Annotated in this window: 24 protein-coding genes; 14 read left to right on the top strand and 10 right to left on the bottom strand. The window is 72.5% G+C overall.

The genetic code is table 11. The annotated features are described in order from the left end of the window. Positions 1 to 60: 60 nt before the first annotated feature. Positions 61 to 621, bottom strand: coding sequence for an ABATE domain-containing protein (locus JYK18_RS42830; protein ID WP_206809710.1), 561 nt, complete (start codon positions 619 to 621; stop codon positions 61 to 63). A gap of 56 nt (positions 622 to 677) precedes the next feature. Between JYK18_RS42830 and JYK18_RS47860 the strand changes: the two genes are divergently transcribed. The 4 genes from JYK18_RS47860 to JYK18_RS42810 all read left to right on the top strand — a co-directional run bounded on the left by JYK18_RS47860 (position 678) and on the right by JYK18_RS42810 (position 4,373). Next, positions 678 to 1,355, top strand: coding sequence for an AzlC family ABC transporter permease (locus JYK18_RS47860; RefSeq protein WP_206809709.1), 678 nt, complete (start codon positions 678 to 680; stop codon positions 1,353 to 1,355). Positions 1,356 to 1,404: 49 nt separating this feature from the next. Beyond that, on the top strand, positions 1,405 to 1,713 hold the full coding sequence (locus JYK18_RS42820; RefSeq protein WP_206809708.1) for an AzlD domain-containing protein: 309 nt from the start codon (positions 1,405 to 1,407) through the stop codon (positions 1,711 to 1,713). Between the two features lie 61 nt (positions 1,714 to 1,774). Beyond that, positions 1,775 to 2,659, top strand: a complete 885-nt coding sequence (locus JYK18_RS42815) for a methylenetetrahydrofolate reductase (protein WP_206809707.1) — start codon at positions 1,775 to 1,777, stop codon at positions 2,657 to 2,659. Positions 2,660 to 2,699: 40 nt separating this feature from the next. Next, on the top strand, positions 2,700 to 4,373 hold the full coding sequence (locus tag JYK18_RS42810) for a DUF885 domain-containing protein (RefSeq protein ID WP_206809706.1): 1,674 nt from the start codon (positions 2,700 to 2,702) through the stop codon (positions 4,371 to 4,373). Between the two features lies 1 nt (position 4,374). On the opposite strand, the gene JYK18_RS42805 is transcribed toward JYK18_RS42810, so the two are convergent. Then, positions 4,375 to 5,292 carry a LysR family transcriptional regulator gene (locus JYK18_RS42805; protein ID WP_242584028.1) on the bottom strand — a complete coding sequence of 306 codons (918 nt, stop codon included), beginning with the start codon at positions 5,290 to 5,292 and terminating at the stop codon, positions 4,375 to 4,377. Between the two features lie 60 nt (positions 5,293 to 5,352). On the opposite strand from JYK18_RS42805, the gene JYK18_RS42800 reads away from it, so the two are divergent. Together JYK18_RS42800 and JYK18_RS42795 are read left to right on the top strand one after the other, a co-directional pair. Next, a complete protein-coding gene (locus JYK18_RS42800) occupies positions 5,353 to 6,315 on the top strand; it encodes a threonine/serine dehydratase (protein ID WP_206809705.1) in 963 nt (320 codons plus the stop codon). Between the two features lie 177 nt (positions 6,316 to 6,492). Then, positions 6,493 to 7,395, top strand: coding sequence for a DMT family transporter (locus JYK18_RS42795; protein WP_206810046.1), 903 nt, complete (start codon positions 6,493 to 6,495; stop codon positions 7,393 to 7,395). 37 nt (positions 7,396 to 7,432) lie between these two features. Here JYK18_RS42795 and JYK18_RS42790 read toward each other — a convergent pair whose 3' ends face one another. The 3 genes from JYK18_RS42790 to JYK18_RS42780 form a co-directional block, all read right to left on the bottom strand. Further along, a complete protein-coding gene (locus JYK18_RS42790) occupies positions 7,433 to 7,591 on the bottom strand; it encodes a hypothetical protein (RefSeq protein WP_206809703.1) in 159 nt (52 codons plus the stop codon). A gap of 152 nt (positions 7,592 to 7,743) precedes the next feature. Then, positions 7,744 to 8,322: an N-acetyltransferase gene (locus JYK18_RS42785; RefSeq protein ID WP_206809702.1), complete on the bottom strand. Its 579-nt coding sequence runs from the start codon at positions 8,320 to 8,322 to the stop codon at positions 7,744 to 7,746. Next, on the bottom strand, positions 8,319 to 8,840 hold the full coding sequence (locus JYK18_RS42780; RefSeq protein WP_206809701.1) for a YbaK/EbsC family protein: 522 nt from the start codon (positions 8,838 to 8,840) through the stop codon (positions 8,319 to 8,321). Before JYK18_RS42780 ends, JYK18_RS42785 begins: the two co-directional genes overlap by 4 nt. 257 nt (positions 8,841 to 9,097) lie before the next feature. On the opposite strand from JYK18_RS42780, the gene JYK18_RS42775 reads away from it, so the two are divergent. From JYK18_RS42775 to JYK18_RS42760, 4 genes are all read left to right on the top strand, one after another. Further along, positions 9,098 to 9,487: an SAV_6107 family HEPN domain-containing protein gene (locus JYK18_RS42775; protein WP_242584024.1), complete on the top strand. Its 390-nt coding sequence runs from the start codon at positions 9,098 to 9,100 to the stop codon at positions 9,485 to 9,487. Continuing rightward, the gene (locus tag JYK18_RS42770) at positions 9,487 to 10,251 is read left to right on the top strand and encodes a maleylpyruvate isomerase family mycothiol-dependent enzyme (RefSeq protein WP_206809699.1); all 765 of its coding nucleotides are present in this window, start codon (positions 9,487 to 9,489) and stop codon (positions 10,249 to 10,251) included. Before JYK18_RS42775 ends, JYK18_RS42770 begins: the two co-directional genes overlap by 1 nt. A 341-nt stretch (positions 10,252 to 10,592) precedes the next feature. Next, the gene (locus JYK18_RS42765; protein ID WP_206809698.1) at positions 10,593 to 11,240 is read left to right on the top strand and encodes a VOC family protein; all 648 of its coding nucleotides are present in this window, start codon (positions 10,593 to 10,595) and stop codon (positions 11,238 to 11,240) included. A 77-nt stretch (positions 11,241 to 11,317) separates the two neighbouring features. Beyond that, positions 11,318 to 12,391 (top strand): GNAT family N-acetyltransferase, encoded by a 1,074-nt coding sequence (locus tag JYK18_RS42760; protein ID WP_374195106.1) that lies wholly within the window; start codon positions 11,318 to 11,320, stop codon positions 12,389 to 12,391. A 108-nt stretch (positions 12,392 to 12,499) separates the two neighbouring features. Here the strand turns inward: JYK18_RS42760 and def are convergent, their stop codons facing one another. Continuing rightward, a complete protein-coding gene (def, locus tag JYK18_RS42755; RefSeq protein WP_206809696.1) occupies positions 12,500 to 13,003 on the bottom strand; it encodes a peptide deformylase in 504 nt (167 codons plus the stop codon). A 65-nt stretch (positions 13,004 to 13,068) separates the two neighbouring features. Next, positions 13,069 to 17,700, bottom strand: a complete 4,632-nt coding sequence (locus JYK18_RS42750) for an ATP-dependent helicase (protein WP_206810045.1) — start codon at positions 17,698 to 17,700, stop codon at positions 13,069 to 13,071. Between the two features lie 121 nt (positions 17,701 to 17,821). Here JYK18_RS42750 and JYK18_RS42745 point away from each other — a divergent pair, with 121 nt between their 5' ends. Next, on the top strand, positions 17,822 to 19,762 hold the full coding sequence (locus JYK18_RS42745) for an Hsp70 family protein (RefSeq protein ID WP_206809695.1): 1,941 nt from the start codon (positions 17,822 to 17,824) through the stop codon (positions 19,760 to 19,762). Between the two features lie 7 nt (positions 19,763 to 19,769). Here JYK18_RS42745 and JYK18_RS47855 read toward each other — a convergent pair whose 3' ends face one another. After that, positions 19,770 to 19,892 carry a hypothetical protein gene (locus tag JYK18_RS47855; RefSeq protein ID WP_277992428.1) on the bottom strand — a complete coding sequence of 41 codons (123 nt, stop codon included), beginning with the start codon at positions 19,890 to 19,892 and terminating at the stop codon, positions 19,770 to 19,772. A 33-nt stretch (positions 19,893 to 19,925) separates the two neighbouring features. Between JYK18_RS47855 and JYK18_RS42740 the strand changes: the two genes are divergently transcribed. The 3 genes from JYK18_RS42740 to JYK18_RS42730 all read left to right on the top strand — a co-directional run bounded on the left by JYK18_RS42740 (position 19,926) and on the right by JYK18_RS42730 (position 22,067). Further along, a complete protein-coding gene (locus JYK18_RS42740; RefSeq protein ID WP_206809693.1) occupies positions 19,926 to 20,120 on the top strand; it encodes a DUF3046 domain-containing protein in 195 nt (64 codons plus the stop codon). Positions 20,121 to 20,330: 210 nt separating this feature from the next. Then, positions 20,331 to 21,374, top strand: coding sequence for a recombinase RecA (recA, locus tag JYK18_RS42735; protein WP_206809691.1), 1,044 nt, complete (start codon positions 20,331 to 20,333; stop codon positions 21,372 to 21,374). Between the two features lie 165 nt (positions 21,375 to 21,539). Continuing rightward, on the top strand, positions 21,540 to 22,067 hold the full coding sequence (locus tag JYK18_RS42730; protein WP_206810044.1) for a regulatory protein RecX: 528 nt from the start codon (positions 21,540 to 21,542) through the stop codon (positions 22,065 to 22,067). 283 nt (positions 22,068 to 22,350) lie between these two features. Here the strand turns inward: JYK18_RS42730 and eda are convergent, their stop codons facing one another. Beyond that, positions 22,351 to 22,974: a bifunctional 4-hydroxy-2-oxoglutarate aldolase/2-dehydro-3-deoxy-phosphogluconate aldolase gene (gene eda, locus JYK18_RS42725; protein WP_206809689.1), complete on the bottom strand. Its 624-nt coding sequence runs from the start codon at positions 22,972 to 22,974 to the stop codon at positions 22,351 to 22,353. Beyond that, on the bottom strand, positions 22,971 to 24,830 hold the full coding sequence (gene edd, locus JYK18_RS42720) for a phosphogluconate dehydratase (protein WP_374195121.1): 1,860 nt from the start codon (positions 24,828 to 24,830) through the stop codon (positions 22,971 to 22,973). The genes eda and edd overlap by 4 nt, the downstream gene beginning before the upstream one ends. Positions 24,831 to 24,897 lie beyond the last annotated feature (67 nt).

Here is a 24,897-nt window from a genome sequence, read left to right as displayed (position 1 = left end):
GACTACATCGTCCGTGTTCACCCGGATGGATGCCCAGCCGGGGTGGCCAGATGTGGTGAATCAAACGGGTTCGCGCGTCCGCCGGTAGTGCCGCCGCGCGCGTTCGCGGTTGCCGCAGTCGTCCGCGCGGCACCACCGGCGGGAGTGGTTGCGGGTGCTGTCGATGAACAGCCATTCGCACCCGCGGCCCGCGCACCGGCGGACGTTCGCCGTGTCGGGGGAGCGGAGCAGTTCGTCGGCCAGGAGGACCAGCGCCGGGAGGAGGTCGGCCGGCGTCTCGACCGGTACCGACCAGCGCACCGGGAGGGACGGCTCGGCGTGCGCCCGCGTGTGCGCGGCGGCGAGCAGGACGCTGAATCGGTCGAGGTCGGCCTGCTGGGGCTGCCCGTCCGCGAGCAGGTCGTAGACGAGTTCTCGCAGCTCACGGACCTCCGGGAGGACGGCGGTCAGGTCGCCTTCGGGGACACCGAGGCCGGTTCGCGTGAGCCAGTCGGCGAAGAAACCGGGCAGCTCCAGCCGGTCCAGCCGTCGTGGCGGGTCACCGCGCCACGACACCGTGTTGACCAGGTCGAGCGCGATGTGCCCGCCCGCGAGTTGGTACCCGCGCCAGCTGTCCGCCATGACCGCCAGCCTAATCTCTCATGGTCTAACTTGCTTTAGCCTGTTAGGTTGAGGACATGACCTCGACGACGAGCGGATACACCGCCGGGATCCGGGTCGGCGCGGGTTTCGCCCCGGCGACCGCGGTGCTCGGCCTGACCTTCGGCGCGCTCACGCAGACCCTCGGCTGGGGAGTGCTCGCGCCCATCGCCGCCTCGGTGCTGGTGTTCTCCGGTTCGGCGCAGTTCGCGCTGGCCGCGGCACTGGCCGGAGGCGGCGGGCTCGGCGTGGCGGTCGGCGCGGCGGCGCTGATCAACGCGCGGTTCCTGCCGATGGGCGTGGCCGCGGCCGGCGCCTTCAAGGGCGGCAGGCTGCGGCGGGCGGTGGAGGGGCAGGCCGTGGTGGACGCGTCGTGGGCCGCCGCGCACCTCGGGGGCGGCCGGTTCGACCGGGAGAAGATGATCGGCGGCACGGTGGTGCAGTTCCCGGCGTGGGTGCTCGGCACGGTGGCGGGGGTGCTGGTGGCGCCGCCCGCGGACGTGGTGCACCGGTTCGGCCTGGACGTGGTGTTCCCGGGTTTCTTCCTGCTGTTGCTGATCGACGAGCTGCGCAAGGAGCCGGCGGCCCGGGAGGTGGCGGCGCTGGCGGTGGTGCTGGCCGCGGGGTTGGCGCTGGTACTGCCGGTGGGCCTGGCGATCGTCGGCTCCGCCGCCGCGGCCCTGCTCGGCCTCCGCACCCGGCGGGCGACGGCATGAGCCCGCTGGCGGCCGAGTCACTCCGCCCGGACCCGGCGCGGGAGGTGGCATGAGCACCTTGTGGCTGAGCATCCTCCTGGTCGCCGCCGTCAGCATCGCCATCAAGGCGGCCGGTCCCGCCCTGCTGGGCGATCGCACCCTGCCGTCGTGGGCGGCGGCGGTGATCGCGGCGCTGGCCCCCGCCCTGCTCGCCGGGCTGGTGGTCACCGACGTCGCCGGCCCCGGCTGGAGCGAGTTCGACTGGCGCCTGTGCGCCGGCCTCGGCGTGGCGGCCGGCGCCTACACCTTCCGCCTGCCCGCGCTGCCCTCGATCGCACTGGCCGTGGTGGTCACCGCCGGGCTGCGGCTGCTCCTGTGACCTTCCCATCACCCGAGAGGCCGGTCCCAGGAACCGGACCACGCCCACTAGCATGACCGTTATGACCTCGGTGGTGGAAAGGCTGCGCGGCAACGAAACCGTGTTCTCGGTGGAGTTCTTCCCGCCACGCGACGACGCCGACGAGGCCATCCTGTGGCGGTCGATCCGGGAGCTCGAGGGCTTCGACCCGGCGTACATGTCGATCACCTACGGCGCCGGCGGCACCAGCCGCGACGGCACCATCCGCAGCATCGCGCGCGTCGCCACGGAGACCACGCTGGTGCCGATGGCGCACCTCACCGCGGTCAACCACTCGGTGGCCGAACTCCGCAACGTGATCGGCTGGTACGCCGCGGTCGGCGTGCGCAACGTCCTCGCCCTGCGCGGCGACCCGCCCGGCGACCCCTACGGCGAGTGGATCGCGCACCCCGAGGGCCTGAACTACGCCGAGGAACTGGTCGAGCTGGTGCGTTCGCTCGGCGACTTCTGCGTCGGCGTGTCGGCCTTCCCCTACGGCCACCCGCGCTCGGCCGACCTGGAGACCGACACCCGCCACCTGGTGCGCAAGTTCAACGCGGGCGCCGACTTCGCCATCGCCCAGCTGTTCTTCGAGGCCGAGGACTTCCTGCGCCTGCGCGACCGCGTGGCCGCCGCCGGCTCGGACGCGCTGATGATCCCCGGCATCATGCCGCTGACCACCCCGCGGACCCTGCGCAAGACCATCGAGCTGTCCGGGGCCACCGCACCGAAGAGCCTGCTCGACCGGCTCACCCCGCTCGAGGACGACCCGGCCGCCTTCCGCGCCGAGGGCCTCGACGTGGTCACCGAACTCTGCGAACGGCTGATCGCCGAAGGCGTGCCGGACCTGCACTTCTACACGTTCAACCGGTCCAAGGCCACGCGCGAGGTGGTGAGCAGGCTCGGCCTCGTCCCGGCACGCGCGTAAACGGGTGCCGGTGGCCGATGCGGCCAGGTAGCGTGCGGCCATGGTTTCCACTGAACAGGGCGTGCACGCGATCTGCGATCGCTACGTCGACGACCTCGCCGCCGCGGACCCGGTCGCCGCGACGGTGTTCGGCATCGCCGGCCACGACGACAAGCTGACCGACTACTCGCCGGCCGGCTACACCGCCCGCGCGACGCTGGCCCGCCGCGCGCTGGAGGCGGTCGAGGCCGCCGAGCCCGCCGACGACGGCGAGCGCGCGGCGAAGGCGGTTTTCCTCGAACGGATCGGGCTGGAACTGGAGATCCACGAGGCCGGGCTGGACCTGTCCGCGCTGAACGTGATCGCGAGCCCGGTGCAGGACCTGCGCATGGTGTTCGACCTGATGCCCACCGGGACCGCGGCGGACTGGCAGGTCATCGCCACCCGGATGGCCGCGGTGCCCGAATGCCTCGACGGGCTGCGCGCCTCGTTGCTGACCGCGGCCGACGCCGGCCGGGTGGCCGCGCTGCGGCAGGTGAGCAAGGTCGCCGAGCAGGCGGAAACCTGGGCCGGGCTGCACGGCAAGAAGGGCTACTTCAGCACGCTGATCGAGGGCGCGCCGGAACGCACGCCGGAGTTGGAGCGCGGCGCCCGGCTCGCCGAGGAGGCCTACGCCGAACTGGCCGGTTTCCTCCGCGCCGAGCTGGCGCCGCTGGCCCCGACCAAGGACGCCGTCGGCGAAGAGGTCTACCAGCTGTGGTCGCGGTTCTTCGTCGGCGCGCGACTGGACCCGCGCGAGTCCTACGCCTGGGGCTGGGCGGAGTTCCTGCGCCTGGAAGCGGAAATGCGCGAGGTGGCAGGCCGGATCAAGCCGGGTGCCACGCTCGCCGAGGCGGCCGCCGCGCTCGACGCCGACGAGCGCTACCGCGTGCACGGCCGCGACAACTTCGAGCGGTGGATGCAGTCCCTGTCCGACGAGGCATTGAAGTCCTTGCGGGGCAAGCACTTCGAGATCCCGGACGCGTTGATGGCGCTGGAGTGCAAGATCGCCCCGCCGGGTGGCGGGGTCGGCGCGTACTACACCTCGCCGAGCGAGGACTTCAGCCGCCCCGGGCGCATGTGGTGGTCGCTGCCCGCGGACAAGGACGAGTTCATCACCTGGCGCGAGGTGAGCACCGTCTACCACGAGGGCGCGCCGGGGCACCACCTGCAGATCGCCACCGCGGTGTACCAGTCGGCCTCGCTGAACAAGTACCAGCGCCTGGTCGCCTTCACCTCGGGGCACGCCGAGGGCTGGGCGCTTTACACCGAGCGGCTGATGCAGGACCTCGGATACCTCGACGACGACGGGAACCTGCTCGGCATGCTGTCGGAGCAGTTGTTCCGCGCGGCGCGGGTGATCGTGGACATCGGCATGCACCTGGAGCTGGAGATCCCGGCCGAGCTGGAGTTCCACCCCGGTGAGCGGTGGACGCCGGAGCTGGGCCTGGAGTTCATGCTGAACCGGACCATCACCGACGCGGCGCACGTGTACGACGAGATCGACCGGTACCTCGGCTGGCCGGGGCAGGCGCCGTCCTACAAGCTGGGCGAGCGGCTGTGGCTCGCCGCCCGTGACGACGCACGGGCGCGCAAGGGGGATTCCTTCGACATCAAGGAGTTCCACACCAAGGCGCTCGCGCTCGGCGGGATGGGCCTGGACACCCTGCGGGAGCAACTGGCCCAGCTGGACTGAATCACGGTAGCCATTCCGGCTTCCCGGCCGTCGCTGCCAGCGCCTCGGTGAGTGCCTGCACCGGGCGCGGCAGCGGCGGTTTTCCATAGGTGGCAACGAGAACGCGTCGCCGGTGGCCGGTGAGCCGATCCGCGCGCACGGCCGCGTTCCGGTTCGCCAGCAACGCGAGCCCCGGCAGCGTGCTCACCCCCAGGCCCGCCGCGACCAAGGCCTGCACCGCCACGTAGTCGTCCGTTTCGAAGGTGATCTCCGGCTCGAACCCGGCTTCTTCGCACGCCTCCACCAGGTGCGCCCGGCAGCGAGGGCACCCCGCGATCCACCGTTCTCCGGCGTAGGTGGCCAGTTCCGCGCGAGGTCCGGTCCATTCGCGACTCGCCGGGGTCACCGCGTACAGCGGTTCTTCCAGCAGCGGGACCAGACGGACGTTCCGCAGGTCCGGGATCCGGTCGTGCTCGAAGACCAGCGCGACGTCGGCGTCGCCGTTGCGCAGCGCGGTCAGGGCTTCCGGCGGTTCGGCTTCGGTGAGCGCGAGGTCGATGCCGGGGTGCTCGTCCGCCAGCCACGCGGCCGCCGCGGGCACCAGCGTCGCCAGCGCGGTCGGGAACGCCGCCAGCCGCACGCGTCCGGTGTGCAAGCCGGCGTGCGCGGCCAGTTCCGCTCGTACCGACTCGACCTGCCCCAGGATTTCCTCGGCCCGTCGCACCAGGAGTTCGCCCGCCTCGGTGAGCCGGACGCCGCGGCCCGCGCGTTGCAGCAGCGGCAGGCCCGCCTCCGCCTCCAGCCGGGCGAGGTGGTGGCTGACCGAGGGCTGCGCGTAGTTCAGCGCGTCGGCGGCCGCGGTCACCGAGCCTTCCCTGGCGACCGCCACCAGCACCCGCAATCGGACGAGATCGAGCACGGACTCAACTATAGATCTCATCGATGATATGTTGACAAATTTCCATTGGACCTATGCTTCAGCCGCTGCGACGGTGGTGGCATGCGGCTCCCGACCATCACCGACGCCCTGCTGGCGCGACGTCTCCTGCGCTTCGCGCCGTCCCCGCTGTCGACCTATCCCGCGCTGGACGCGGCCACCGGCGCGAAGGTCCACGTCAAGCACGAGAACGTCCAGCCGACCGGCGCGTTCAAGGTGCGCGGCGGGCTCAACCTGCTCGCCTCGCTCGATCCGGCGGAACGCGCTCGCGGGGTGCTCGGCTACTCGACCGGCAACCACGCGCAATCCCTCGCCTACGCCGCCGCCCACCACGGGGTGCCGTGCACGATCGTCATGCCGGAGAAGCCGAACCCGGCCAAGGCGCAGGCCGTGCGGGACCTCGGCGCCGAGCTGATCGAGCACGGCGAGCGGTTCGACGAAGCCCGCGCGCACGCCGAACGGCTCGCCGCCGACCGCGGCGCCCGCCTGGTCAGTGCGGCCAACGAACCGGCGATCATCGCCGGGGTGGCCACCGCCTACCTGGAACTGTTCGAGGCCGAACCCGAGCTCGACGTGGTGCTCGTGCCGGTCGGCAGCGGCACCGGGGCGGCCGCCGCCGCACTGGTCGCGGCGGCACTGGCCCCGGCGTGCGAGGTGATCGCCGTGCAGTCGGCGGCGGCACCGGCCGCGCACGATTCCTGGCGCGCGGGGGAACTCGTCGAGCGCCCCAACCGGACCACGGCCGAGGGCCTGGCGACCGGCTCAGGATTCGCGTTGACCCAGCGCCTCCTTCGTGACCGGCTCACCGACTTCCTGCTGGTCGAAGACGAGCAGATCGGCGAAGCGCAACGCCTCTACCTGCGCGCCGCGCACACCGTGGCCGAGGGCGCGGGCGCCGCCGCGTTGGCCGCGCTGCTGGTGCACCGGGACCGGTTCGCCGGGCGGTCGGTGGCGGTGGTCTGCAGCGGGGGCAACGCCAGTGAGGCCGAACTCAATCGGATGGGCCGCGCGGCGCCGATCGGGTAGGTTCACCCGCATGCACCGGGTCTTCCTCGTCACCCCACCCCCGCGCTCCTGAGCGGGGCGCTGCCCGCCGGCCGGTGATCGAACGCCGACCGGCGTTCTCGTGCTGTCGACGAACAAATCGCCCCGCACGTCGGAATTCCCTGACTTCTTCGACGTTGGAGCGTGTTCTTCTTGTCCATTTCCGTAGTCGCGCCCGCGAAAGAGCGGGCCGTCGGCGCATTGATCACCGCGGGTGTTCTCTGGGGTACCGGCGGTCTCGCCGGCTCCTTTCTCACCGCGCAGGGAAATCTGCACCCACTGGCGGTGGCCGGGTGCCGGCTGTTGTTCGGCGGGGTGTGCGCCGTTTTGTATCTGGTGGTGACCGGGCAATTGCGGGCGGTGCCGCGCGGGCGCGCGGTACTGGTGCGGTTGCTGGTGGTCGGGGTGCTGCTGGCGGTGTTCCAGGTGAGCTACTTCGCCTCGGTGGCGCTGACCTCGGTCAGCCTGGCCACGATGACCACGATCGGCAGCGTGCCGGTGTTCGTCGCGGTGGCCACCACCGTGCGGGACCGGCGGTTGCCCGCCCCGGCCACGCTGGCCGCGGTGGTCATCGCGCTGGCCGGACTGGTGCTGCTCACCTCGTCCTCGGACGGCGCGGTCACCGGGGCCAGGCTGTTCGGCGGTCTCGCCTGTGCACTGGCGGCGGGGGCCGGGTTCGCCGTGCTGACCCTGGTCAACGGCAAGCCGGTGGCCGGGCTGGAACCCTTGCCCACCATCGCTTTCGGCTGTCTGGCCGGGGGTGTGCTGCTGGTGCCGCTGAGCCTCGGTTCGGCGTTGTCGGCGGACTGGCGGCCCGAAGTGGTGGCCGTGGCGTTGTTCCTGGCGGTGTGCCCGACCGCGGTGGCCTACGCGGCCTACTTCCGCGGCCTGCGCACCGCGCACCCGGTGGTGGCGGCGCTGGCCGCGTTGCTGGAACCGCTGGTCGCCGCCCTGCTGGCGGCCCTGCTGCTCGGTGAGCGGCTGGGCGTGACCGGCTGGTGCGGGGCCGCGCTGCTGGTCGGCGCGCTCGGCGTGGCTTCGGTCCGGCAGCAGCGGGCCTGACGGGCGGCCGGGGCCCGGCCGCCGGTCCGGGCCCCGGTCAGCGCCGGAGTTGGCGTACCTGGATGGCGAGCGAGTGCAGGGCCCGGCTGAGCCGGTCCTCGCGGTCGTTCGCCCGTCCTCCGGCAGGCTCCGGATCGCGCCGCCGCCTGCTCGACGTGCCGAGCACGAGCAGCGGCCTGGTGAATTGCTCGGGCATCTCTCTCCTCGGGGTATCGCGCGGCAATTCGATTCGCCCAACGAGTCGTCGCGCTGGCGCACGACGTTACACACTTTGGGCGAGAGCGGTTATCTTGCCGAATGCCGGGAGAGCCTGTCATCAAATTTCTGTCGAACAGAAACGATGTTCAATCAGGCTTGCGGCGGATCCAGCGGCAGGGTGCGGCCGAGAATGGCGAAGGCCCGCGGATCACCGGCGAAGTAGTAGTCCCGCAGCACGTCGACGAAGCCGACCCGGCGGTAGAGCTTCCACGCCCGGCTGGTGCCCTCCGGGGTGGACAACAGCACCCTGGTGTTCTCCACGCCGTCGAGCAGGCGGCGCAGCAGGTCCTCGCCGATGCCCGCGCCCTGCTGGTCCGGTCGCACGTGGATCTCGGTCAGCTCGAAGTAGTCGCCGAGCCAGTGGCGCGCGGCGTCCTGGCCGTCGCGCTGCAGCAGCCCGCGCCGCACCTGCTCGTGCCACCACTGCCCGACGCTGCCCCGGTAGCCGTAGGCGAGCCCGAGCAGGGTGTCTTCCTCGTCCAGCGCGGCGATGCAGCGCCAGCCCTCGCGCAGGGCGTGGGTCAGCCACATCGGCGCGCGCTGCTCGGCCGTGCCGTCGGGGTAGCGCATGGCGCTGACGTAGATGTCGAGCGCTTCGGGGAGCCGCGCCCGGAACTCCGCCTGCGAAAGGCGGGCGAACCGGGTGTAGCCGGAGGAGGTCGCGGTCACGGGTGTGCATTCTCCCGCGCGCCGGCCAGCTCGCCCGCGCGACCCCCGGTGAGCGCGAGCAGTTCGGCGTAGGTGGTGGGGAAGACGGCTTTCGCGTGCCCGGCGGCGGCCCAGACCACGTCGTGGTCCTTCAGCGCGGTGTCCACCAGCGTGGTCAGCTTCGCCGGGTGGCCGACCGGCGCGACGCCGCCGATGACCTGCCCGGTGTGCTGCTTGACGAAGGCGGGATCGGCCTTGCCGACGACCGAGGCGCCGGCCAGCTGGGCGAGCGTGGCCACGTCGGCGCGGTGGGCGCCCGAGGTCAGCGCGAGCAGTGGCCCGTCGCCGTCGGCGAAGGTGGCGCGGAAGACCAGGCTGTTGGCGATGGCGCCGACCGTCACGCCGAGCGCTTCGGCGGCCTGCGCGGCGGTGCGGACTTCGGCGGGCAGCACCCGGATGCCGTCGGCGGCGTGCGGCAGCCCGGCTTCGGCGAGTGCGGCCGCGACCTTGGCGATCGCGGGGTGTTCGGCGGTGCTCATGGGTCCATCAGATCACGAGCCGAGGGACCCGCGCAGGGCCCCACTTGGCGAATCGCCCCCGAGGGGTTACTGTGGAGTTCGAACATACGTTCGACGCTCGGTGGGCGCCCACCGAGCAGGTACCCGGCGGCGGGGCGGGGGAAGCGTTTCGTCGCCGGGTGCCGCATCGGCCCGGTCCCCTCCGGGAAAGGCGAAAGGCTGCCGTTATGTCCTCAGCGATCACTTCACGAGTGTGCGCCGCGCAGACGATGCTGCCGATGTCCCTGCGGCCGCCGGCCCCGCCGGCGGCGGTTTCCCTGCTCGCCAGGGCCCGGCGGGCGCTGACCGAGGCGAGCCGGGAGACCGAGCCCGCCGAGCGGTTCATGGCCGCCTACCTGGCCGCGCACAAGTCGGCCGCCGCGGTGGTGGCGGCGCGTGGCCGCCCGCACCGCGGTCGCGCCAGACCGGCCAGCGTGTGGGTGCTGCTGGAGGCCGCGGTGCCCGAGCTGAAGGAGTGGGCGCTGTTCTTCGCGGCCAACTCCGCGGTGCAGGCGTCCCTGCTTTCGGGCACCAGCCGCCGGCCGAGCGCGGAGACGGCGAACGAGTTGTTCGAGCAGAGCGCGCAGTTCCACGAGCTGGCCCGCCAGGCTGTGCACGGGAGCAGTTGATGTGGCGGCACGACCTCGTCGATCCCGGCCGGTTGCTGGACGTGATCGCTACCGAGGGCGAGTCGCTGAGCGAGCTCGGGCGGGCGACCGCGCCGGAAGCGCCGGTGCCGTCCTGTCCCGGCTTCACCACCGACGGGCTGCTGCGCCACGTGGGCAGCGTCTGCCGGGTGGTGACGGGGCGGCTGGATGGTGGCGAGCCGCCTGAGCAGTGGCAGCGAGACCCGGTCGACGGCCAGTCGACCGACGAGTACCTGCGCACCGGGCTGCGTGAGCTGCACGCCCGGCTGGTGGCTCACGCGCCTTCCGAATGGGCCTCGACGTGGTGGCCCGCGGACGAGAGCTACCACTTCTGGCGGCGCCGGATGGCGCACGAGACCACGATCCACCGGGTGGACCTGGAGGAGGCGGCGGGCCGGGAGCGCGGGCACATCGGTGAGGACCTCGCCCTCGACGGGGTGGACGAGGTGCTCACGCTGTGGTTCGGGCACCGGCTGTTCCAGTTGGGGCTCTCGGGTACGCGGGAGGGCTCGGTGGCCGTGCGCACCGGGGACCACAGCTGGTTCGCGAGAGCGGGGCCGGGGGAGACGCACGCCTGGCGCTGCACCGAAGAGGAGGCCGACCGGGCCGATGCCCAGGTCACCGGCCCACCGGTGACGGTGTACCTGTGGCTGTGGGGTCGCCTGCCCAACCGCGCGATCACCCAGCACGGCGATTATGACGCCGTTGCCCAACTATGGGCCCTGCTCCGACTGGCCACCCGCTAGCAGATCCATGGGGAAGTGGATCCAGCTGGCACGGCCCGTTCCAGCAGGCCTTCGCACCGGAAGGCGGGCGGTTCCCCAGGGAGCCGCCCGCTTCCCGGTCTCGAACGCGCTCAGCTCGCCGGACATCGCCAGAGCGGACCTCCGCGGCGCCGGACAACGCCAGAGCGGACTTCCGTGGCGCCGGGCAAATCCCGGAGCGGCCGAGCCGCCTCGTCGGGCGGTGCCGGGCCGGCCGTGCCCGCCTCGTCGGGCGGTGCCGGGGCGGGTCGCGGTCGTGGTGTGGGGCGGAGTTGGGGTGGAAACGTCGACCGGGGTCGGGGTGGGCGCCTAGGTTGGTGGGCATGACGCTGAAAGCAGTGGTGTTCGAGGTGGCGCACCCGCGGGTGGCGGCCGGGTTCTGGGCGTCCTTTGTGGACTGGCCGATCACCGTCGACCGGCCGGGGCGGGTGGAGCTGACCTCGGCCGCGGCCGGTTTTTCGCTGGCGTTCGAGGAAAACGCCGCGCCGAAGACGGTGAAGAACCGGATCCACCTGGACCTGGCCAGCTCCTCCGCCGCCGCTCAAGCGTCCATTGTGGACAAGGCGCTGGCGCTGGGCGCCACCCGGGCGGACATCGGGCAAGGTGAGCTGCCGTGGGAGGTGCTCGCCGATCCGGCGGGCAACGAGTTCTGCGTGCTCGAACCCCGCCCGGAGTACGCCGAGACCGGCGCCCTCGCCGCCGTGGTGATCGACGGCGGCCCGATCGAGCCCACCGCCTTCGAGCGGCTGGCGGAGTTCTGGTCGACCACCTCCGGCTGGCCGATCGGCCAGCGCCACCCGGTGCAGATCGGGCTCCGCGCGCCCAGCGGCGTCGGGCCCTGGCTGGAGGTGCTGCGCGCCGGCGACGCCAAGCGCGCCGAGGACCGGGTGTGGCTCGAAGTGACCGGCCCCGCGCCCGGCCGCCGCCAGGATCCGGAGGGCAACGACTTCCAGGTTGTTTCCCCCGGGTGACCGGCTGCGCGCATCCGCTGACAAGGCCGAAACACCCGCGCCCCCGACCGGCAACAACCGGGGCGGACCGTGGGGTGATGGACATGGGCCGAACGCGCACCACCACCGCACCGGGCACCACCACCGTGGACACCGCGACCACCTGGCGGCTGCGGATCCGGATGGACGACAGCCCCGGCACGCTGGCCAGGGTCACCATCCGGCTGGCCGACCTCGGGTGCAACATCCTCGGTCTGCAGGTCATGCCGGTCCCCGGCGGGGTGGTCGACGAGCTGGTGATCCGCCCGGCCACCGGCCTCGCCCGCGCGGAACTCGTCGAGGCGCTCGCCGCCGAAGGGGCCGAATGCGCCGGCGTCACCGATGCCGACGTCCACGAGCTGGTCGACCCGTCCGCCGCCGCGCTGGCTGCCGCGGGCCGTGCCGTCGACGACCCGGCGAAGCTGGCCGACGTGCTGCGCGAGGTGCTCGCCGCCGACGTGGTCACCCTGGTGCCGTCGAACGAGGCCAACCCGGCCCGCACCGAGGGCGGTCACCGCCGGGTCTTCCCGGCCGGTCCGGACGGCGCGCTGGTCGCCCGCCGCAGCTGGGCCCCGTTCGTGCAGCTGGAGATCACCCGCGCGCAGTCCATGCTCGGCCTGCTCACCGCGGTGCGGACGAACCTGTCCGGCCCGGCCGTGGTGACCTGCGGCGACGGCGCGATGGTGGTGCTGCGCCCCGGCCTGCCCACCGACACCGACGCGGTGTTCGCACTGCACACGCGCTGCTCGATGAGCACGATGTTCCACCGCTACCACACCGGTATGCGCACGGTGCCGCGTCGCTGGCTGCACCGGCTGCTGATGCCGCCGCGCGGCCTGAGCCTGCTCGGCGTCGCCGGTCGCGAGGTGGTCGCGCTCGGCCAGCTGATCCCGTCGGCCAACGGCGGTGCGCCCGAGGTGTCCCTGCTGGTGGAGGACGGCTGGCAGCGGCAGGGCCTCGGCACCGCACTGCTCGGCAGGCTGGCCGAACTGGGCGCCGCCGCCGGGCACCGCGAACTGGTCGCCGTGTGCCTGCCCGGTCAGGACGCCGTCCGCCGGGCCGCGGAACGCGCTGGTCTGCGGGTACCCGCCCCGGATGCCCGGGAAGCCTTGCTCCGCATCGAAATCCCGTGAAAGTGGCCTCCGGCGCTCAAGGGGGAGGAAGCGCCGAAGGCCGCAGTTCAGCCTACGGCCGCCTGCTGTCGTCTCGCTGTCACAAACCTTAGCTCACTGACCCGGCGGTCAGCGGCGCGACCAGAACCAGTCCTTGCCCCGCGCCTCGCCCAGCGCCTTCTTCTTGCGCTCCTGGGTGAGCCGGTCGAGGTACAGCATTCCGTCGAGGTGATCGGTCTCGTGCTGCAGGCACTGCGCGAGCACGTCGTCGCCCTCCACCACGATCGGCTCGTTGCGCAGGTCGACGCCCTTCACCACGGCGTGCTTCGCCCGCACCGTCGGGAACCACAGTTCCGGCACGGAGAGGCAGCCCTCGGTGATTTCGTGGGTTTCCTCGGAAAGCTCCACGATCTCCGGATTGATCACGTAGCCCTTGAGCGTGCCCACGTCGTAGCTGAACACCCGCAGGTTCACCCCGATCTGCGGCGCGGCGAGCCCGGCCCGGCCGGGTGCGTCCACGGTGTCCAGCAGGTCGGTCACCAGCGATTCGGTGGACTTGTCGAACCGGGTGACCGGATCGCTGACCGTTTTGAGCACCGGATCGCCGAAGTACCGCAGTTCTCGCAACGCCATGAATCCATTCCTTCGCTAGGCCCCAGCTTTCCCCGCAGTTTAGGACCCACCGTTTCCGGGGACCGTCAGGCCCGCAACCGCAGACCCTTCGGCGTCGCGCGGAATCCGGCTTCCCGCAGGATTTCGGCCAGTGCGGAGGTCAGCGCGTGCTCACCGTCGGCCCGTTGCACCGACAACTGCCCGAGCCAGCCGGACCGCACCGCCGTGGACAGCGCCTCCGCCGCGGCCCGCAACGACGGCTCGGTTTCGGTGAACGACAGCAGCGAGCGCCCGCCGCGTTCCACGTACAGCACCGGCACCCCCTCGACCAGCACCGCGAGCGCCCCGGCCTTGCGCGCCGGGCGGTGCTTGGTGTCGCCCACCGCGGCGGGCCAGTCGAGCGCCGCGCCGTACGGCTGGGCCGGATCGGTGGCCGCCAGCACCACCGCGCCGGTGGCCGTGCGCCCGCCCGCGTTGTCGGACATCGCGCGCAGCCGGTCGACCGCGCCCTTCGCCGCGAACTGGGCCGCGCCGAGCCCTTCCACCACATACCCCCGGATCACCTGCCCGGAGTCCTCCATCCCGCGCAACACCTTGTAGATCCCGGAAAACCCGCCGGTGACCCGTTCGGTGTCGAGCGCACCCCTGGTGAGCACACCGTGCCGTTCCAGGAAGGCCTCGGTCCGCGCGTGCGTGCGGCGCGTGGGTTCGGCCTCCCGGTTCGGCGTGAGCCCCCAGCGCCCGGCCACTGTCGGCGGGCCGGTGCGCGAGGGCATCGACGGCCGGGCGGCGCGCATCCGGGCGTACCGGCCGCGCGGGGCCGACCGCCGAGGTTTGTGCGCGGCGCCCCCGCCGGAGACCTGCGCCCGCAACGGGGCGAGCGTGTCCCCGGTGACCAGTCCCGCCCACACCAGGTCCCACAGCGCGGCCACCACCTCACCGTCGGCGGGCGGCGCGTCCACCAGTACCGAGATCCGGTCCACCAGTTGGCGGAAGAACAGCGCGCCACCATCCAAAGTGGACAGGATGGCCGCGTGCACCGGGCTGTCCGGCGGGTTCTCCTCCACCTCGGGCAGCAGCAGGTCGGCCACGTCGGCCGGGGCGAGCGCCAGCCAGCCGTCACTGCCCGGCAGCGTGCCGCACCCGGCCCAGACCACCTCACCCGCCGTGGTCAGCTCGTCGAGCAGCGCGGGGTGGTACCCCGGCAGCCTGCTCGGCAGGATCAGCGATTCCACCGCACTGGCCGGCAACGGCGCCCCGGCCAGCTGCTCCACCACCGACAGCACGTCGTCCGCGGTCGGCGCCGACCGCATCCGCGCCCCGACGCCGTGCCAGGTCGGCAGGAACCGGCCCAGCGCGGCGGGTTCCACCGGCTCGACCTCGGCCCGGAGCTTCGCCAGCGACGCCCGCCGCAACCGCCGCAGCACCGCCGAATCGCAGTACTCCAGCCCGAGGTCGTGCGGCTCGCGCTCACCGGGGTGGCCGACCGGGCTCAGCTCCCCGCGCACCAGCCTGCCCTCGGCGGTGAGCCGGTCGAGCACGCCGGTCACCACGGCGGGCCCCAGCCCGAACCGCTCGGCCGCCTGCCGCGCGGTGAACGGACCCCGCGTGCGGGCGTACCGGATGAGCAGGCCGCCCAGCGGATCCGGCACCGGCTCGGTGAACGCCTCCGGCACCCCGACCGGCAACGCCGCCCCGAGCGCGTCCCGCACCCGGCCCGCGTCCTCGATAGCCAGGAACCGCTCGGCGCCGGCGATCCGCACCCGGATGGCCCGGCGTGCCGACTCCAGTTCGGTCAGCCACTCCGGCTGGATGCCGCGCTGCCCGGCTTCCTCGACGGACAGGTCGCCGAGGAACCGCAGCAGATCGGCGGCGTCCTCGGCGTGCCGGGCGTGCCGATCTTCGTCGAGCCGTTGCAGCGAGCGCTCGACCTCGGCGACGGTCTCCGCGTCGAGCAGTTCGCGGATCGCCTCGGTGCCGAGCAGTTCCGCCAACAGGGTGGAGTCCAGCGACAGCGCCGCCGCTCGCCGCTCGGCCAGTGGCGCGTCCGTCTCGTACAGGAACATGCCGACGTAACCGAAGAGCAGGCTGCGCGCGAACGGCGAGGCCGACGGTGTCTCCACCTCGACCACGCGCACCTTGCGGGCCCGCACGTCCGCCATCAGCTCACGCAGGCCGCCGACGTCGTACACGTCCTGCAGGCACTCGCGCATGGCTTCGAGCACCACCGGGAAGCGCTCGTACTTCGACGCCACCGACAGCAGCTGCGACGCCCGCTGCCGCTGTTGCCACAACGGACTCCGCCGCCGCGGATCCCGCCGGGGGAGCAGCAGCGAACGCGCCGCGCACTCCCGGAACCGGGCCGCGAACAACGCCGAACCACCCACCTCGGCGATGATCAGCTGCTCGACCTCCTCCGGGTCGAGCAGCACGTCGTCCACCTCGACCCGGACGTCACCGCCCTCGGCGTCGAACGCTTCCGGCAACCGCAGCACGATGCCGTCGTCGGAATGCGCCACCTGCGCGTCCACCCCGCGGTTCTCCCGCAGCCGCGCGGCGATCGCCAGCGCCCACGGCGCGTTCACCTGCGCGCCGAAGGGGGAGTGCAGGATGACCCGCCAGTCGCCCAGTTCGTCGCGGTAGCGCTCGAGCAGCACCGTGCGGTCGTTCGGCACGTGCCGGGTGGCCGCGCGCTGCTCGGCGAGGTAGGCCAGCAGGTTGCCGGTGGCGAACTCGTCCAGACCCGCCTTCCCGGCCCGCTCGCGTGCCGCCTCTTCGTCCGAAGTGGACACTTCGCGGACGAAGGCGCCCAGCGCCCGCCCCAGTTCCAGCGGCCGCCCCGGCGCGTCCCCCTTCCAGAACGGCATGCGGGCCGGTTCGCCCGGTGCGGGCACCACGATCACCCGGTCGTGGGTGATGTCGGTGATCCGCCAGGACGAGGTGCCGAGCAGGATCGTGTCGCCCACCCGCGACTCGTAGACCATCTCCTCGTCCAGCTCGCCCACCCGCGAGCCCGGTTTGCCCTCCGCGCCCGGGGTCATCACGGTGAACAGCCCGCGGTCCGGGATCGTGCCGCCCGAGGTGACCGCCAGCCGCTGCGCCCCCGGCCTGCCGCGCAGCTCGCCGGTGACCCGGTCCCAGGTGATCCGCGGCCGCAGCTCGCCGAACTCCTCGCTGGGGTAGCGCCCGGCGAGCATGTCCAGCACCGCGTGCAGCGCGTCGTCCGGCAGCCCGGCGAACGGCGCCGCGCGGCGGACCAGCCCGGCCACCTCCTCCACCGTCCACGGCTCCAGCGCGACCATCGCCACCACCTGCTGGGCCAGCACGTCCAGCGGGTTGCGCGGGTACCGCACCGCCTCGATCGCCCCGGCCGCCATCCGCTCCGCGACCACCGCGCAGGAGACCAGGTCACCGCGGAACTTCGGGAACATCACCCCGCTGGAGACCGCGCCCACCTGGTGCCCGGCCCGGCCGACCCGCTGCAGCCCGGAGGCCACCGTCGGCGGCGCCTCGATCTGCACCACCAGGTCGACCGCGCCCATGTCGATGCCCAGCTCCAGCGAGGAGGTGGCCACCACGCACGGCAACCGGCCGGACTTCAGGTCCTCCTCGACGTGCGTGCGCTGCTCCCGCGACATCGAGCCGTGGTGCGCCCGCGCCACCACCGGCTCGGCGCCGGTGGACAACCCGGATTCGCCGATCGCCTCGGCCGGGTACTTCTGCCCCGGCCGCAGCTCGGAGCCGAGTTCGCTGGCCAGTTCGTTCAACCGCGAGGTGAGCCGCTCGGTCAGCCGCCGCGAGTTCGCGAAGACGATGGTCGAGCGGTGGGCCCGGATCAGCTCCAGCACCCGCTCCTCCACCGCGGGCCAGATCGACGGGCGGCGGATCTCCTCCGGTGGTTCCAGTTCGCCTTCGAGCGGGAACGGCGGCGCGGCCTCGGGCTCGCCTGGTGACTCCCGCGGCGCGTCCAGGTCGGCCATGTCCTCGACCGGCACCTCGACCCGGACCTCGATGGTCTTGGCCAGTTTCGGCTGCACCACCCGGACCGGCCGCCCGCCGCCGAGGAAGGCGCTGACCTCGTCGAGCGGCCGGACCGTGGCCGACAGCCCGATCCGCTGGGCCGGTTTCGGCAGCAGCGCGTCCAGCCGCTCCAGCGAGAGCGCCAGGTGCGCCCCGCGCTTGCCACCGGCCACCGCGTGCACCTCGTCGACGATCACCGTCTCCACCCCGCGCAGCGATTCGCGCGCCGACGAGGTGAGGATGAGGAACAGCGACTCCGGCGTGGTGACCAGGATGTCCGGCGGGGTGCGCTGGAACGACCGGCGCTCGGCGGCGGTGGTGTCGCCGGTGCGCATGCCGACCTCGATTTCCGGCGGCTTGAGCCCGAGCCGCCGCGAGGCCTGCGAGATGCCCGCCAGCGGCGCCCGCAGGTTGCGCTGCACGTCGACGGCGAGCGCCTTGAGCGGGGAGACGTAGAGGATGCGGCAGCGGTGCAGCGCGCTCTCCGGCGGCGGCTCCACGGTCAGCCGGTCCAGTGCCCACAGGAAGGCCGAGAGCGTCTTGCCCGAGCCGGTCGGCGCGACCACCAGCGCGTGCTCACCGGCGTGTGCCGCTCGCCACGCTCCCTCCTGCGCCCCGGTGGGCGCGGCGAAGGCTCCCGCGAACCAGTCCCTGGTCGCGGGGGAGAAGAGGTCCAGCACTCCGGTCACGTTCTCCATCTTGCGCCGGGGGTCCGACAATTTCGCCTCGGGGAATCTGACGGGTGGGCATACGCGCCGGTGTCCGGCGTGGGAACATCACCGCGTTCGTCCCGCTGGGGGGCTTGGAGAGGGGAGAGTCGTGCGGATCCTGTCGGTGGACCTCGGGACCTCGAACACGGTGGCCGTGCTGTCCGCACACGGACGCGCACCCCGCGTGGTCGAAGTGGACGGTTCGGCGAACATGCCGTCCGCGGTCTTCGCCGGCGAGGACGGCACGCTGATGGTCGGCCGCGACGCCGAACGCCGCGCCCGGCTGGACCCGACCCGGTTCGAGCCCAATCCCAAGCGCCGCGTGGACGAGCAGACCCTGTTGCTGGGCAACGACATCGTGCCGGTCAGCGAGGCGCTGGCGGCGATCCTGCGCCGCGTGCTCGACGAGACCTCCCGCCAGCTCGGCGGTGAACAACCCGACGAGGTCCGGCTGACCCACCCCGCGCAGTGGGGCCCGGTCCGCCGCAACGTCCTGCTCTCCGCCGCGCGGCTGGCCGGCATGGGGACGAACCTGTCCCTGGTGCCCGAGCCGGTGGCCGCCGCCGCGCACTTCGCCTCGTTCCCCGGCAAGACGCTGGCCCCCGGCCAGGCGCTCGCCGTCTACGACCTGGGCGCGGGCACCTTCGACGTCGCGGTGGTCGGTGCCACCCAGAACGGGTTCACCGTGCTCGCCGAGGACGGCCTGCCCGACCTCGGTGGCCTCGACGTGGACCAGGCGCTGCTGGTGCACGTCGGCCGTGAGGTTTCGCACAAGGACCCGCAGCGCTGGCAGCGGCTGCTCCGCCCGGAGTCCACTCCGGACCGGCGCACCCGGCGCGCGCTGCAGGAGGACGTGAAGGCGGCCAAGGAGGCGCTCTCGCGGCACCCGCAGACCGAGGTGCCGATGCCGGAGCCGTTCGCCGACGTGCTGGTCACCCGCTCCGAGCTGGAGGCGCTGGTCCGGCCCGCGATGCTGCGCAGCGTCGAGCTGCTCTCGCGCACGGTCCGCTCGGCCGGGTTGTCACCCGATCGGCTGGTCGGCATCTACCTGGTCGGCGGGTCCTCCCGGCTGCCGCTGGTCGGCAGCATGATCGCGGAGAAGCTGGGGGTGGTCCCGGCCAGCCTCGACCAGCCGGAGACCGCGGTCGCGCTGGGCGCGCACCACGTCGCCCGCGACGGCATCAGCATGCGCACCCAGCACGTCGACGGGCACATGGCGGCCAACGGCACCGGCGCGCACACGGTGACTCCCGGCCTGCCGGGCCCCCCGCCGCAGCAGCAGCCCGTGCCCGCGATGCCGGGTCCCTACCAGCAGCAGGGCGCGCCGGCGCCGAACTTCCCGTCGAACTTCCCGCCCAGCGGGCCGCAGCAGGCCCTCGGCGGTCAGCAGCAGGCCCCGTCGAACTTCCCGACCTACTCGCTGGCCGGGTCGGGCGAGAGCGGCGACGCGGCGGCCAAGAAGAAGAAAAAGCTGGTCATCGGCATCTCCGCGGCGGTGGCCGTGGTGCTGGTCGCGGCCGCGGCGTTCTTCTTCTGGCCCTCGGGCTCGGCGAAGACCTACACCGCGCAGGAGTGCGCGCAGCCGGGGCAGGCCGACGGCACCGACGGGCTCACCGGCTGCATGCGGCAGCTGGCCGGGCACGTGGCCGACAACGGGCAGTGCTCACCCGGCATCCGCGGCGCGGCGGCCCCGCCGGACGTGGCGGCGCTCGGCGTCGCGGTCACCTGCTCGGCGCCCGGCCGGGCGGGCACGCAGATCAACTACGTGCACGCCAAGGACGCCGACCTGGTCAAGCAGCACACCGACTCGCTGCTGAACACCGCGGGCGGCGGCGACAGCGACAAGGTCGAGGCGGACTGGAAGGGCAACGGCCTGCAGGGCCGCTACACCTCGGCGAGCAGCCCGGGCACCTCGGTGCTGGTGTTCACCGTCAGCGACCGGCCGCTGGTCGGGTTCATCTACCAGGTCAACGACCAGAGCCAGGCCACCCCGCCGGGGCCGTCGGACCTGGCGGACTACTTCGAGCAGCAGGTTCAGCCGGGCGAGTGAACCGCTCCTAGCGCCTGCGGTTGTTGCGCAGGGCGCGGAGGCCCACCACGATGACCGCGATCAGCGCCGCGGCCGACGCGATGGCCAGCGCGGTGCCGCCCCACGCGGGCATCTCCTGGGCCAGGTTCATGTCTTCACGGTACCGCTGTCTACGCTGGGCGCGATGCGTATCACGGTGTTCCGGCGGTTGATGACGGACGAGTTCGGCGCGGCCAGGGCGGCGACCCTGAGCAAGGACCACCTGTTCAGCGGGCTCGGCGGGCGGACGGTGGAGCAGGCCTTGGCCGCCGGCGTGCCGGCCAAGGAGATCTGGCAGGAGGTCTGCGCCGCCTTCGAGATCCCCGCCGAACGAAGGTGAACCAACCACCATGGCGTGTCGGTGTCAACCTCGAACACGTGTTCGGCTATCGTGTTGTCCACAACGCGATGGTCGATCCACAGATCGCGGCCAGTGCCCGGAAATTGTCGGACCCGGCCCGTAGCGTCGGCATCGACAACCCGAACCGCCCGGCACCAGCCACAGGCAAGCCAGCCGGATACCGGCTCCGACCAACGAGGTGGAACCCCAATGCCAGCAGCACCGGACAAGGACAAGGCGCTCGAACTCGCCCTGGCGCAGATCGACAAGCAGTACGGCAAGGGCTCGGTGATGCGCCTCGGTGACGAGGGCCGCGCGCCGATCGCGGTGATCCCCACCGGTGCCATCGCGCTGGACATCGCGCTCGGCATCGGCGGCCTGCCGCGCGGCCGCGTGGTGGAGATCTACGGCCCGGAATCCTCCGGTAAGACCACGGTCGCCCTGCACGCGGTGGCCAACGCGCAGCGCAACGGCGGCATCGCCGCGTTCGTCGACGCCGAGCACGCGCTGGACCCGGAGTACGCCAAGGCGCTCGGCGTGGACACCGACGCGCTGCTGGTGTCCCAGCCGGACACCGGTGAGCAGGCGCTGGAGATCGCGGACATGCTGATCCGCTCCGGCGCGCTGGACATCCTGGTCATCGACTCGGTGGCCGCGCTGGTGCCGCGCGCCGAGATCGAGGGCGAGATGGGTGACTCGCACGTGGGTCTGCAGGCCCGCCTGATGAGCCAGGCGCTGCGGAAGATCACCGGTGCGCTGAGCAACTCCGGCACCACCGCGGTCTTCATCAACCAGCTGCGCGAGAAGGTCGGCGTGATGTTCGGCTCGCCGGAGACCACCACCGGTGGCAAGGCGCTGAAGTTCTACGCCTCGGTCCGGCTCGACGTGCGCCGCATCGAGACGCTGAAGGACGGCGGCGAGCCGGTCGGCAACCGCACCCGCGTCAAGGTGGTCAAGAACAAGGTCGCGCCGCCGTTCAAGCAGGCCGAGTTCGACATCCTCTACGGCAAGGGCGTCTCGCGCGAGGGCTCGCTCATCGACATGGGCGTGGACCAGGGCCTCGTCCGGAAGTCGGGTGCCTGGTACACCTACGAGGGCGACCAGCTGGGGCAGGGCAAGGAAAACGCCCGCAAGTTCCTGCTGGACAACCCGGACATCGCCAACGAGATCGAGAAGAAGATCAAGGAGAAGCTCGGCATCGGCGCCCAGCTCGACGCCGAAGACGCCGTGGCCCCGGCCCCGGTCGACTTCTGATCCATCCGCCGCACCGCACCCGCCCAGAGCCACGACGATTTGGGCGGGGTGCCTCGCGGAACCGCGCGATGACAAAGAGGCAGTAGCCGAGATCGTGATCCGGCGGTGCAACAGCAGCACGAGCCGTCGAACGCGAAGCCGGAGGGTGGGAGAGCGGTGCCGAGGCTGAACCCGGAGGAGCTGTCGCCGGAGGAGCGGGCGAAGAAGGCCAAGGAGGTCTGTTTCGACCTGCTCGCCGCGCGGCCCCGCACCAAGGACGAACTGCGGCAGGCGTTGCGCCGCAAGGGTTTCGACGAGGACACGCGCGAGACCATTCTCGGCAAGCTGGACAACGCGGGCCTGGTCGACGATGCCGCCTTCGCCGAGGTGTGGGTGCGGTCGCGGCACAACCACCAGGGCCTGGCCCGCCACGCACTGGTCGCCGAACTGAAGCGGAAGGGCGTGGACGCGGAGATCGCGGTGCAGGCCGCCGGTGAAGTGGACCGGGAAGCCGAGGAGCAGAAGGCGCGGGAGCTGGTGCGCAAACGCCTGCGCTCACTGGGAAACGTGGACGAGCAGACCGCCATCCGGCGCCTGCTCGGCACCCTCGCCCGCAAGGGCTACCCCCAGGGCCTGTCCTACACCGTCATCCGCGACGAACTCCGCGAATTCGGCGCCGAACCCACCACCCTCCCCGACTACGTCCCGGACTGACCCACCCTGGGCCCGCCCGCCCGCCCGCCCGCTCGCGAGCCCTGCCGCACCCGCCCAGGCGGGGCCCGCTCCCGAGCTTGACCTCCGCAGACGGACGGCGAGACTGCGGAGGCCGGGCGGCGCCGGTGGCCGCCGCGAAGGGGCGCGCGGTGGCTGCGTGACGTGCTCGCTGCCGTGGCTCCGAAGTGCGGGGCGCCGTTTGGCGACAGTTGGCACCTCGGAGCCACGACGGGCGAGAATCAGCGCAGCCGGGCCGCAGAGTCAGCGCAGCCGGGCCGCAGAGTCAGCGCAGTCGGGCGGCTTCCGCGGCCAGTTGCTCGATGCGCCCGAAGTCCTTCGCGGCCACGGCGTCCTTCGGCGTCAGCCACGAGCCGCCGATGCAGCCGACGTTGGGGAGCGCGAGGTACGAAGGCGCCGAAGAGACCGTGATCCCGCCCGTGGGGCAGAACTTCAGCGAGGGCAACGGCCCGCCGATCGACTTCAGGTAGTCGACGCCCCCGCTGGCCTCGGCCGGGAAGAACTTCAGGGCGTTCACCCCGCGCTCCGCCATCCGCATGGCTTCCGAGACCGTGCTCGCGCCGGGCAGGAACGGCAGCCCCGTGTCGAAGCAGGCGTCGAGCACACCGTCCGTCGTGCCCGGGGTGACCAGGAATCGCGCGCCCGCGTCCGCGGCCTGCTTCGCCTGCCCCGGCGTGGTGATCGTGCCCGCGCCGATCAGGATGTCCGGCACCTCGGCCGCCACCCGCTCGATCGCCGCCAGTGCGACCGGGGTGCGCAGCGTCAGTTCGATCACGCCGATCCCACCGGCGAGCAGCGCGGCCGCCACGGGCACCGCGTCGGCCACGTCGTCCACCACGACAACCGGCATCACGGGGGATGCCTCGAGCAGTTCCAAGCCGGTGGTCAAGCCACTACCTCTTTCGTCATCCCGGCACCGAAGTGCCCGGGGGTGTACCCGCCGAAAACGCTCGCGCCCTGGTCAGCGGGGCCGACCGCGCGCCGCAGCGCGCCGAAGAGCTCCCGCCCGGTGCCGGTCCAGGATGCCTCATCGGGCGGCCCGTCCACCAACGGCCGGGCTGCCAGTTCCGCCACACCCACCAGCACCTCCAGCTCCCCGGCGTCGGCGTCGAGCCGCACCAGGTCGCCGTCGGCGATGCGGGACAGCGGACCGCCCGCGGCCGCCTCCGGGGTCAGCTGGATCGCCGCCGGGATCTTGCCCGAAGCCCCGGACATCCGGCCGTCGGTGACCAGCGCGACCTGGAACCCCCGGTCCATCAGCACCCCCAGCGCCGGGGTCAGCCCGTGCAACTCGGGCATGCCGTTCGCCATCGGGCCCTGGTTCCGGATCACCACCACCACATCCCGTTCCAGCTCCCCGGCCCGGAACGCGGCGGAGAACTGCTCCTGCGTGGTGAACACCCTCGCCGGCGCCTCGACCACCCGGTGCTCCGGCGCCACCGCGGACACCTTGATCACCGCGCGCCCCAGGTTCCCGGAGACCATGCGCAGCCCACCGTCGGCGGAGAACGGCCGCGAAGCCGGACGCAGCACCTCCTCATCGAGGCTGTGGCCCGGGGTGTCGCGCCAGGTGAGCGTGCCGTCCAGCAGCACCGGCTCCTGGCGATACCGGTTCAACCCCGGCCCCGCCACGGTCTGCACGTCCTCGTGCAGCAGTCCGGCGTCGAGCAGGGTGCCGATCAGGAACTGGATGCCGCCGGCGGCGTGGAAGTGGTTGATGTCCGCGCTGCCGTTCGGGTACACCCGCGCCAGCAGCGGGACCACCGCCGACAGTTCGGCGAAGTCGTCCCAGGTGAGCTGGATGCCCGCGGCCGCGGCGATCGCGGGCAGGTGCAGCGTGTGGTTGGTCGAACCGCCGGTGGCCAGTAGCGCCACCACGCCGTTCACCACCGCCTTCGCGTCGATCACCCGGCTCAGCGGCGTGTACTCGGCACCACGGGAGATCGCCACCGCCCGGCGGCCGGCTTCCTCGGTCAGCGCGCGGCGCAACGGGGTGCCGGGGTGCACGAAGGTCGCGCCCGGCAGGTGCAGGCCCATCACCTCGACCACCATCTGGTTCGAGTTCGCGGTGCCGTAGAACGTGCAGGTGCCGGGGGAGTGGTACGACGCCGCCTCCGCTTCGAGCAGGTCCTCGCGGCTGGCCAGGCCCTCCGCGTAGAGCTGCCGCACGCGTGCCTTCTCCTTGTTGGGCAGGCCGGAGGTCATCGGCCCGGCGGGCACCAGGATCGACGGCAGGTGCCCGAAGGACAACGCGCCGACGAGCAGGCCGGGCACGATCTTGTCGCACACGCCCAGCAGCAGCGCGCTGTCGAACATCTCGTGCGACAGCGCGACCCCGGTCGCCATCGCGATGACTTCGCGGCTGAACAGCGAGAGCTCCATGCCCGCGCGCCCCTGCGTGATCCCGTCGCACATGGCGGGCACCCCACCGGCGGACTGGGCGACACCGCCCGCTTCGCGCACGGAAACCTTGAGCCAGTCCGGGTACTCGTGCAGCGGCTGGTGCGCCGAGAGCATGTCGTTGTAGGAGGACACGATCGCCACGCCCGGCTTGCGCACGGCACGCAGCGCTTCCTTGTCCCCGCCGGTGATCCCGGCGAAGCCGTGGGCGAGGTTGCTGCACGCGAGACCGCGCCGGGCGGGGCCTTCGGCGTGGGCGGCGTCGGTGCGGCCGAGGTAGGCGGCGCGGCTCGCGGCGCTGCGGGCGGCGATGCGCTCGGTCACTTCGGCGATGACGGGATGCATGCGGCTCATTCGGCGGCTCCGGTGCGGATCACGGGTTCGGGAGTGGTCCGGTGACGGCGTCGCTGGC

Origin of the sequence: Amycolatopsis sp. 195334CR (assembly GCF_017309385.1) — a bacterium.
GTDB lineage: Bacteria > Actinomycetota > Actinomycetes > Mycobacteriales > Pseudonocardiaceae > Amycolatopsis.
The sequence above is the reverse complement of the archived record's forward strand: the minus strand, read 5'-3'. Positions and strand labels throughout refer to the sequence as shown.

Bases quoted from the DNA above. Each gene is read 5' to 3' on its own strand.
- JYK18_RS42830 (WP_206809710.1), bottom strand. From the start codon at position 621: ATGGCGGACAGCTGGCGCGGGTACCAACTCGCGGGCGGGCACATCGCG.
- JYK18_RS47860 (WP_206809709.1), top strand. From the start codon at position 678: ATGACCTCGACGACGAGCGGATACACCGCCGGGATCCGGGTCGGCGCG.
- JYK18_RS42820 (WP_206809708.1), top strand. From the start codon at position 1,405: ATGAGCACCTTGTGGCTGAGCATCCTCCTGGTCGCCGCCGTCAGCATC.
- JYK18_RS42815 (WP_206809707.1), top strand. From the start codon at position 1,775: ATGACCTCGGTGGTGGAAAGGCTGCGCGGCAACGAAACCGTGTTCTCG.
- JYK18_RS42810 (WP_206809706.1), top strand. From the start codon at position 2,700: ATGGTTTCCACTGAACAGGGCGTGCACGCGATCTGCGATCGCTACGTC.
- JYK18_RS42805 (WP_242584028.1), bottom strand. From the start codon at position 5,292: ATGAGATCTATAGTTGAGTCCGTGCTCGATCTCGTCCGATTGCGGGTG.
- JYK18_RS42800 (WP_206809705.1), top strand. From the start codon at position 5,353: ATGCGGCTCCCGACCATCACCGACGCCCTGCTGGCGCGACGTCTCCTG.
- JYK18_RS42790 (WP_206809703.1), bottom strand. From the start codon at position 7,591: ATGCCCGAGCAATTCACCAGGCCGCTGCTCGTGCTCGGCACGTCGAGC.
- JYK18_RS42780 (WP_206809701.1), bottom strand. From the start codon at position 8,840: ATGAGCACCGCCGAACACCCCGCGATCGCCAAGGTCGCGGCCGCACTC.
- JYK18_RS42775 (WP_242584024.1), top strand. From the start codon at position 9,098: ATGTCCCTGCGGCCGCCGGCCCCGCCGGCGGCGGTTTCCCTGCTCGCC.
- JYK18_RS42770 (WP_206809699.1), top strand. From the start codon at position 9,487: ATGTGGCGGCACGACCTCGTCGATCCCGGCCGGTTGCTGGACGTGATC.
- JYK18_RS42765 (WP_206809698.1), top strand. From the start codon at position 10,593: ATGACGCTGAAAGCAGTGGTGTTCGAGGTGGCGCACCCGCGGGTGGCG.
- JYK18_RS42760 (WP_374195106.1), top strand. From the start codon at position 11,318: ATGGACATGGGCCGAACGCGCACCACCACCGCACCGGGCACCACCACC.
- def (WP_206809696.1), bottom strand. From the start codon at position 13,003: ATGGCGTTGCGAGAACTGCGGTACTTCGGCGATCCGGTGCTCAAAACG.
- JYK18_RS42750 (WP_206810045.1), bottom strand. From the start codon at position 17,700: ATGGAGAACGTGACCGGAGTGCTGGACCTCTTCTCCCCCGCGACCAGG.
- JYK18_RS47855 (WP_277992428.1), bottom strand. From the start codon at position 19,892: ATGAACCTGGCCCAGGAGATGCCCGCGTGGGGCGGCACCGCGCTGGCC.
- JYK18_RS42740 (WP_206809693.1), top strand. From the start codon at position 19,926: ATGCGTATCACGGTGTTCCGGCGGTTGATGACGGACGAGTTCGGCGCG.
- recA (WP_206809691.1), top strand. From the start codon at position 20,331: ATGCCAGCAGCACCGGACAAGGACAAGGCGCTCGAACTCGCCCTGGCG.
- edd (WP_374195121.1), bottom strand. From the start codon at position 24,830: ATGCATCCCGTCATCGCCGAAGTGACCGAGCGCATCGCCGCCCGCAGC.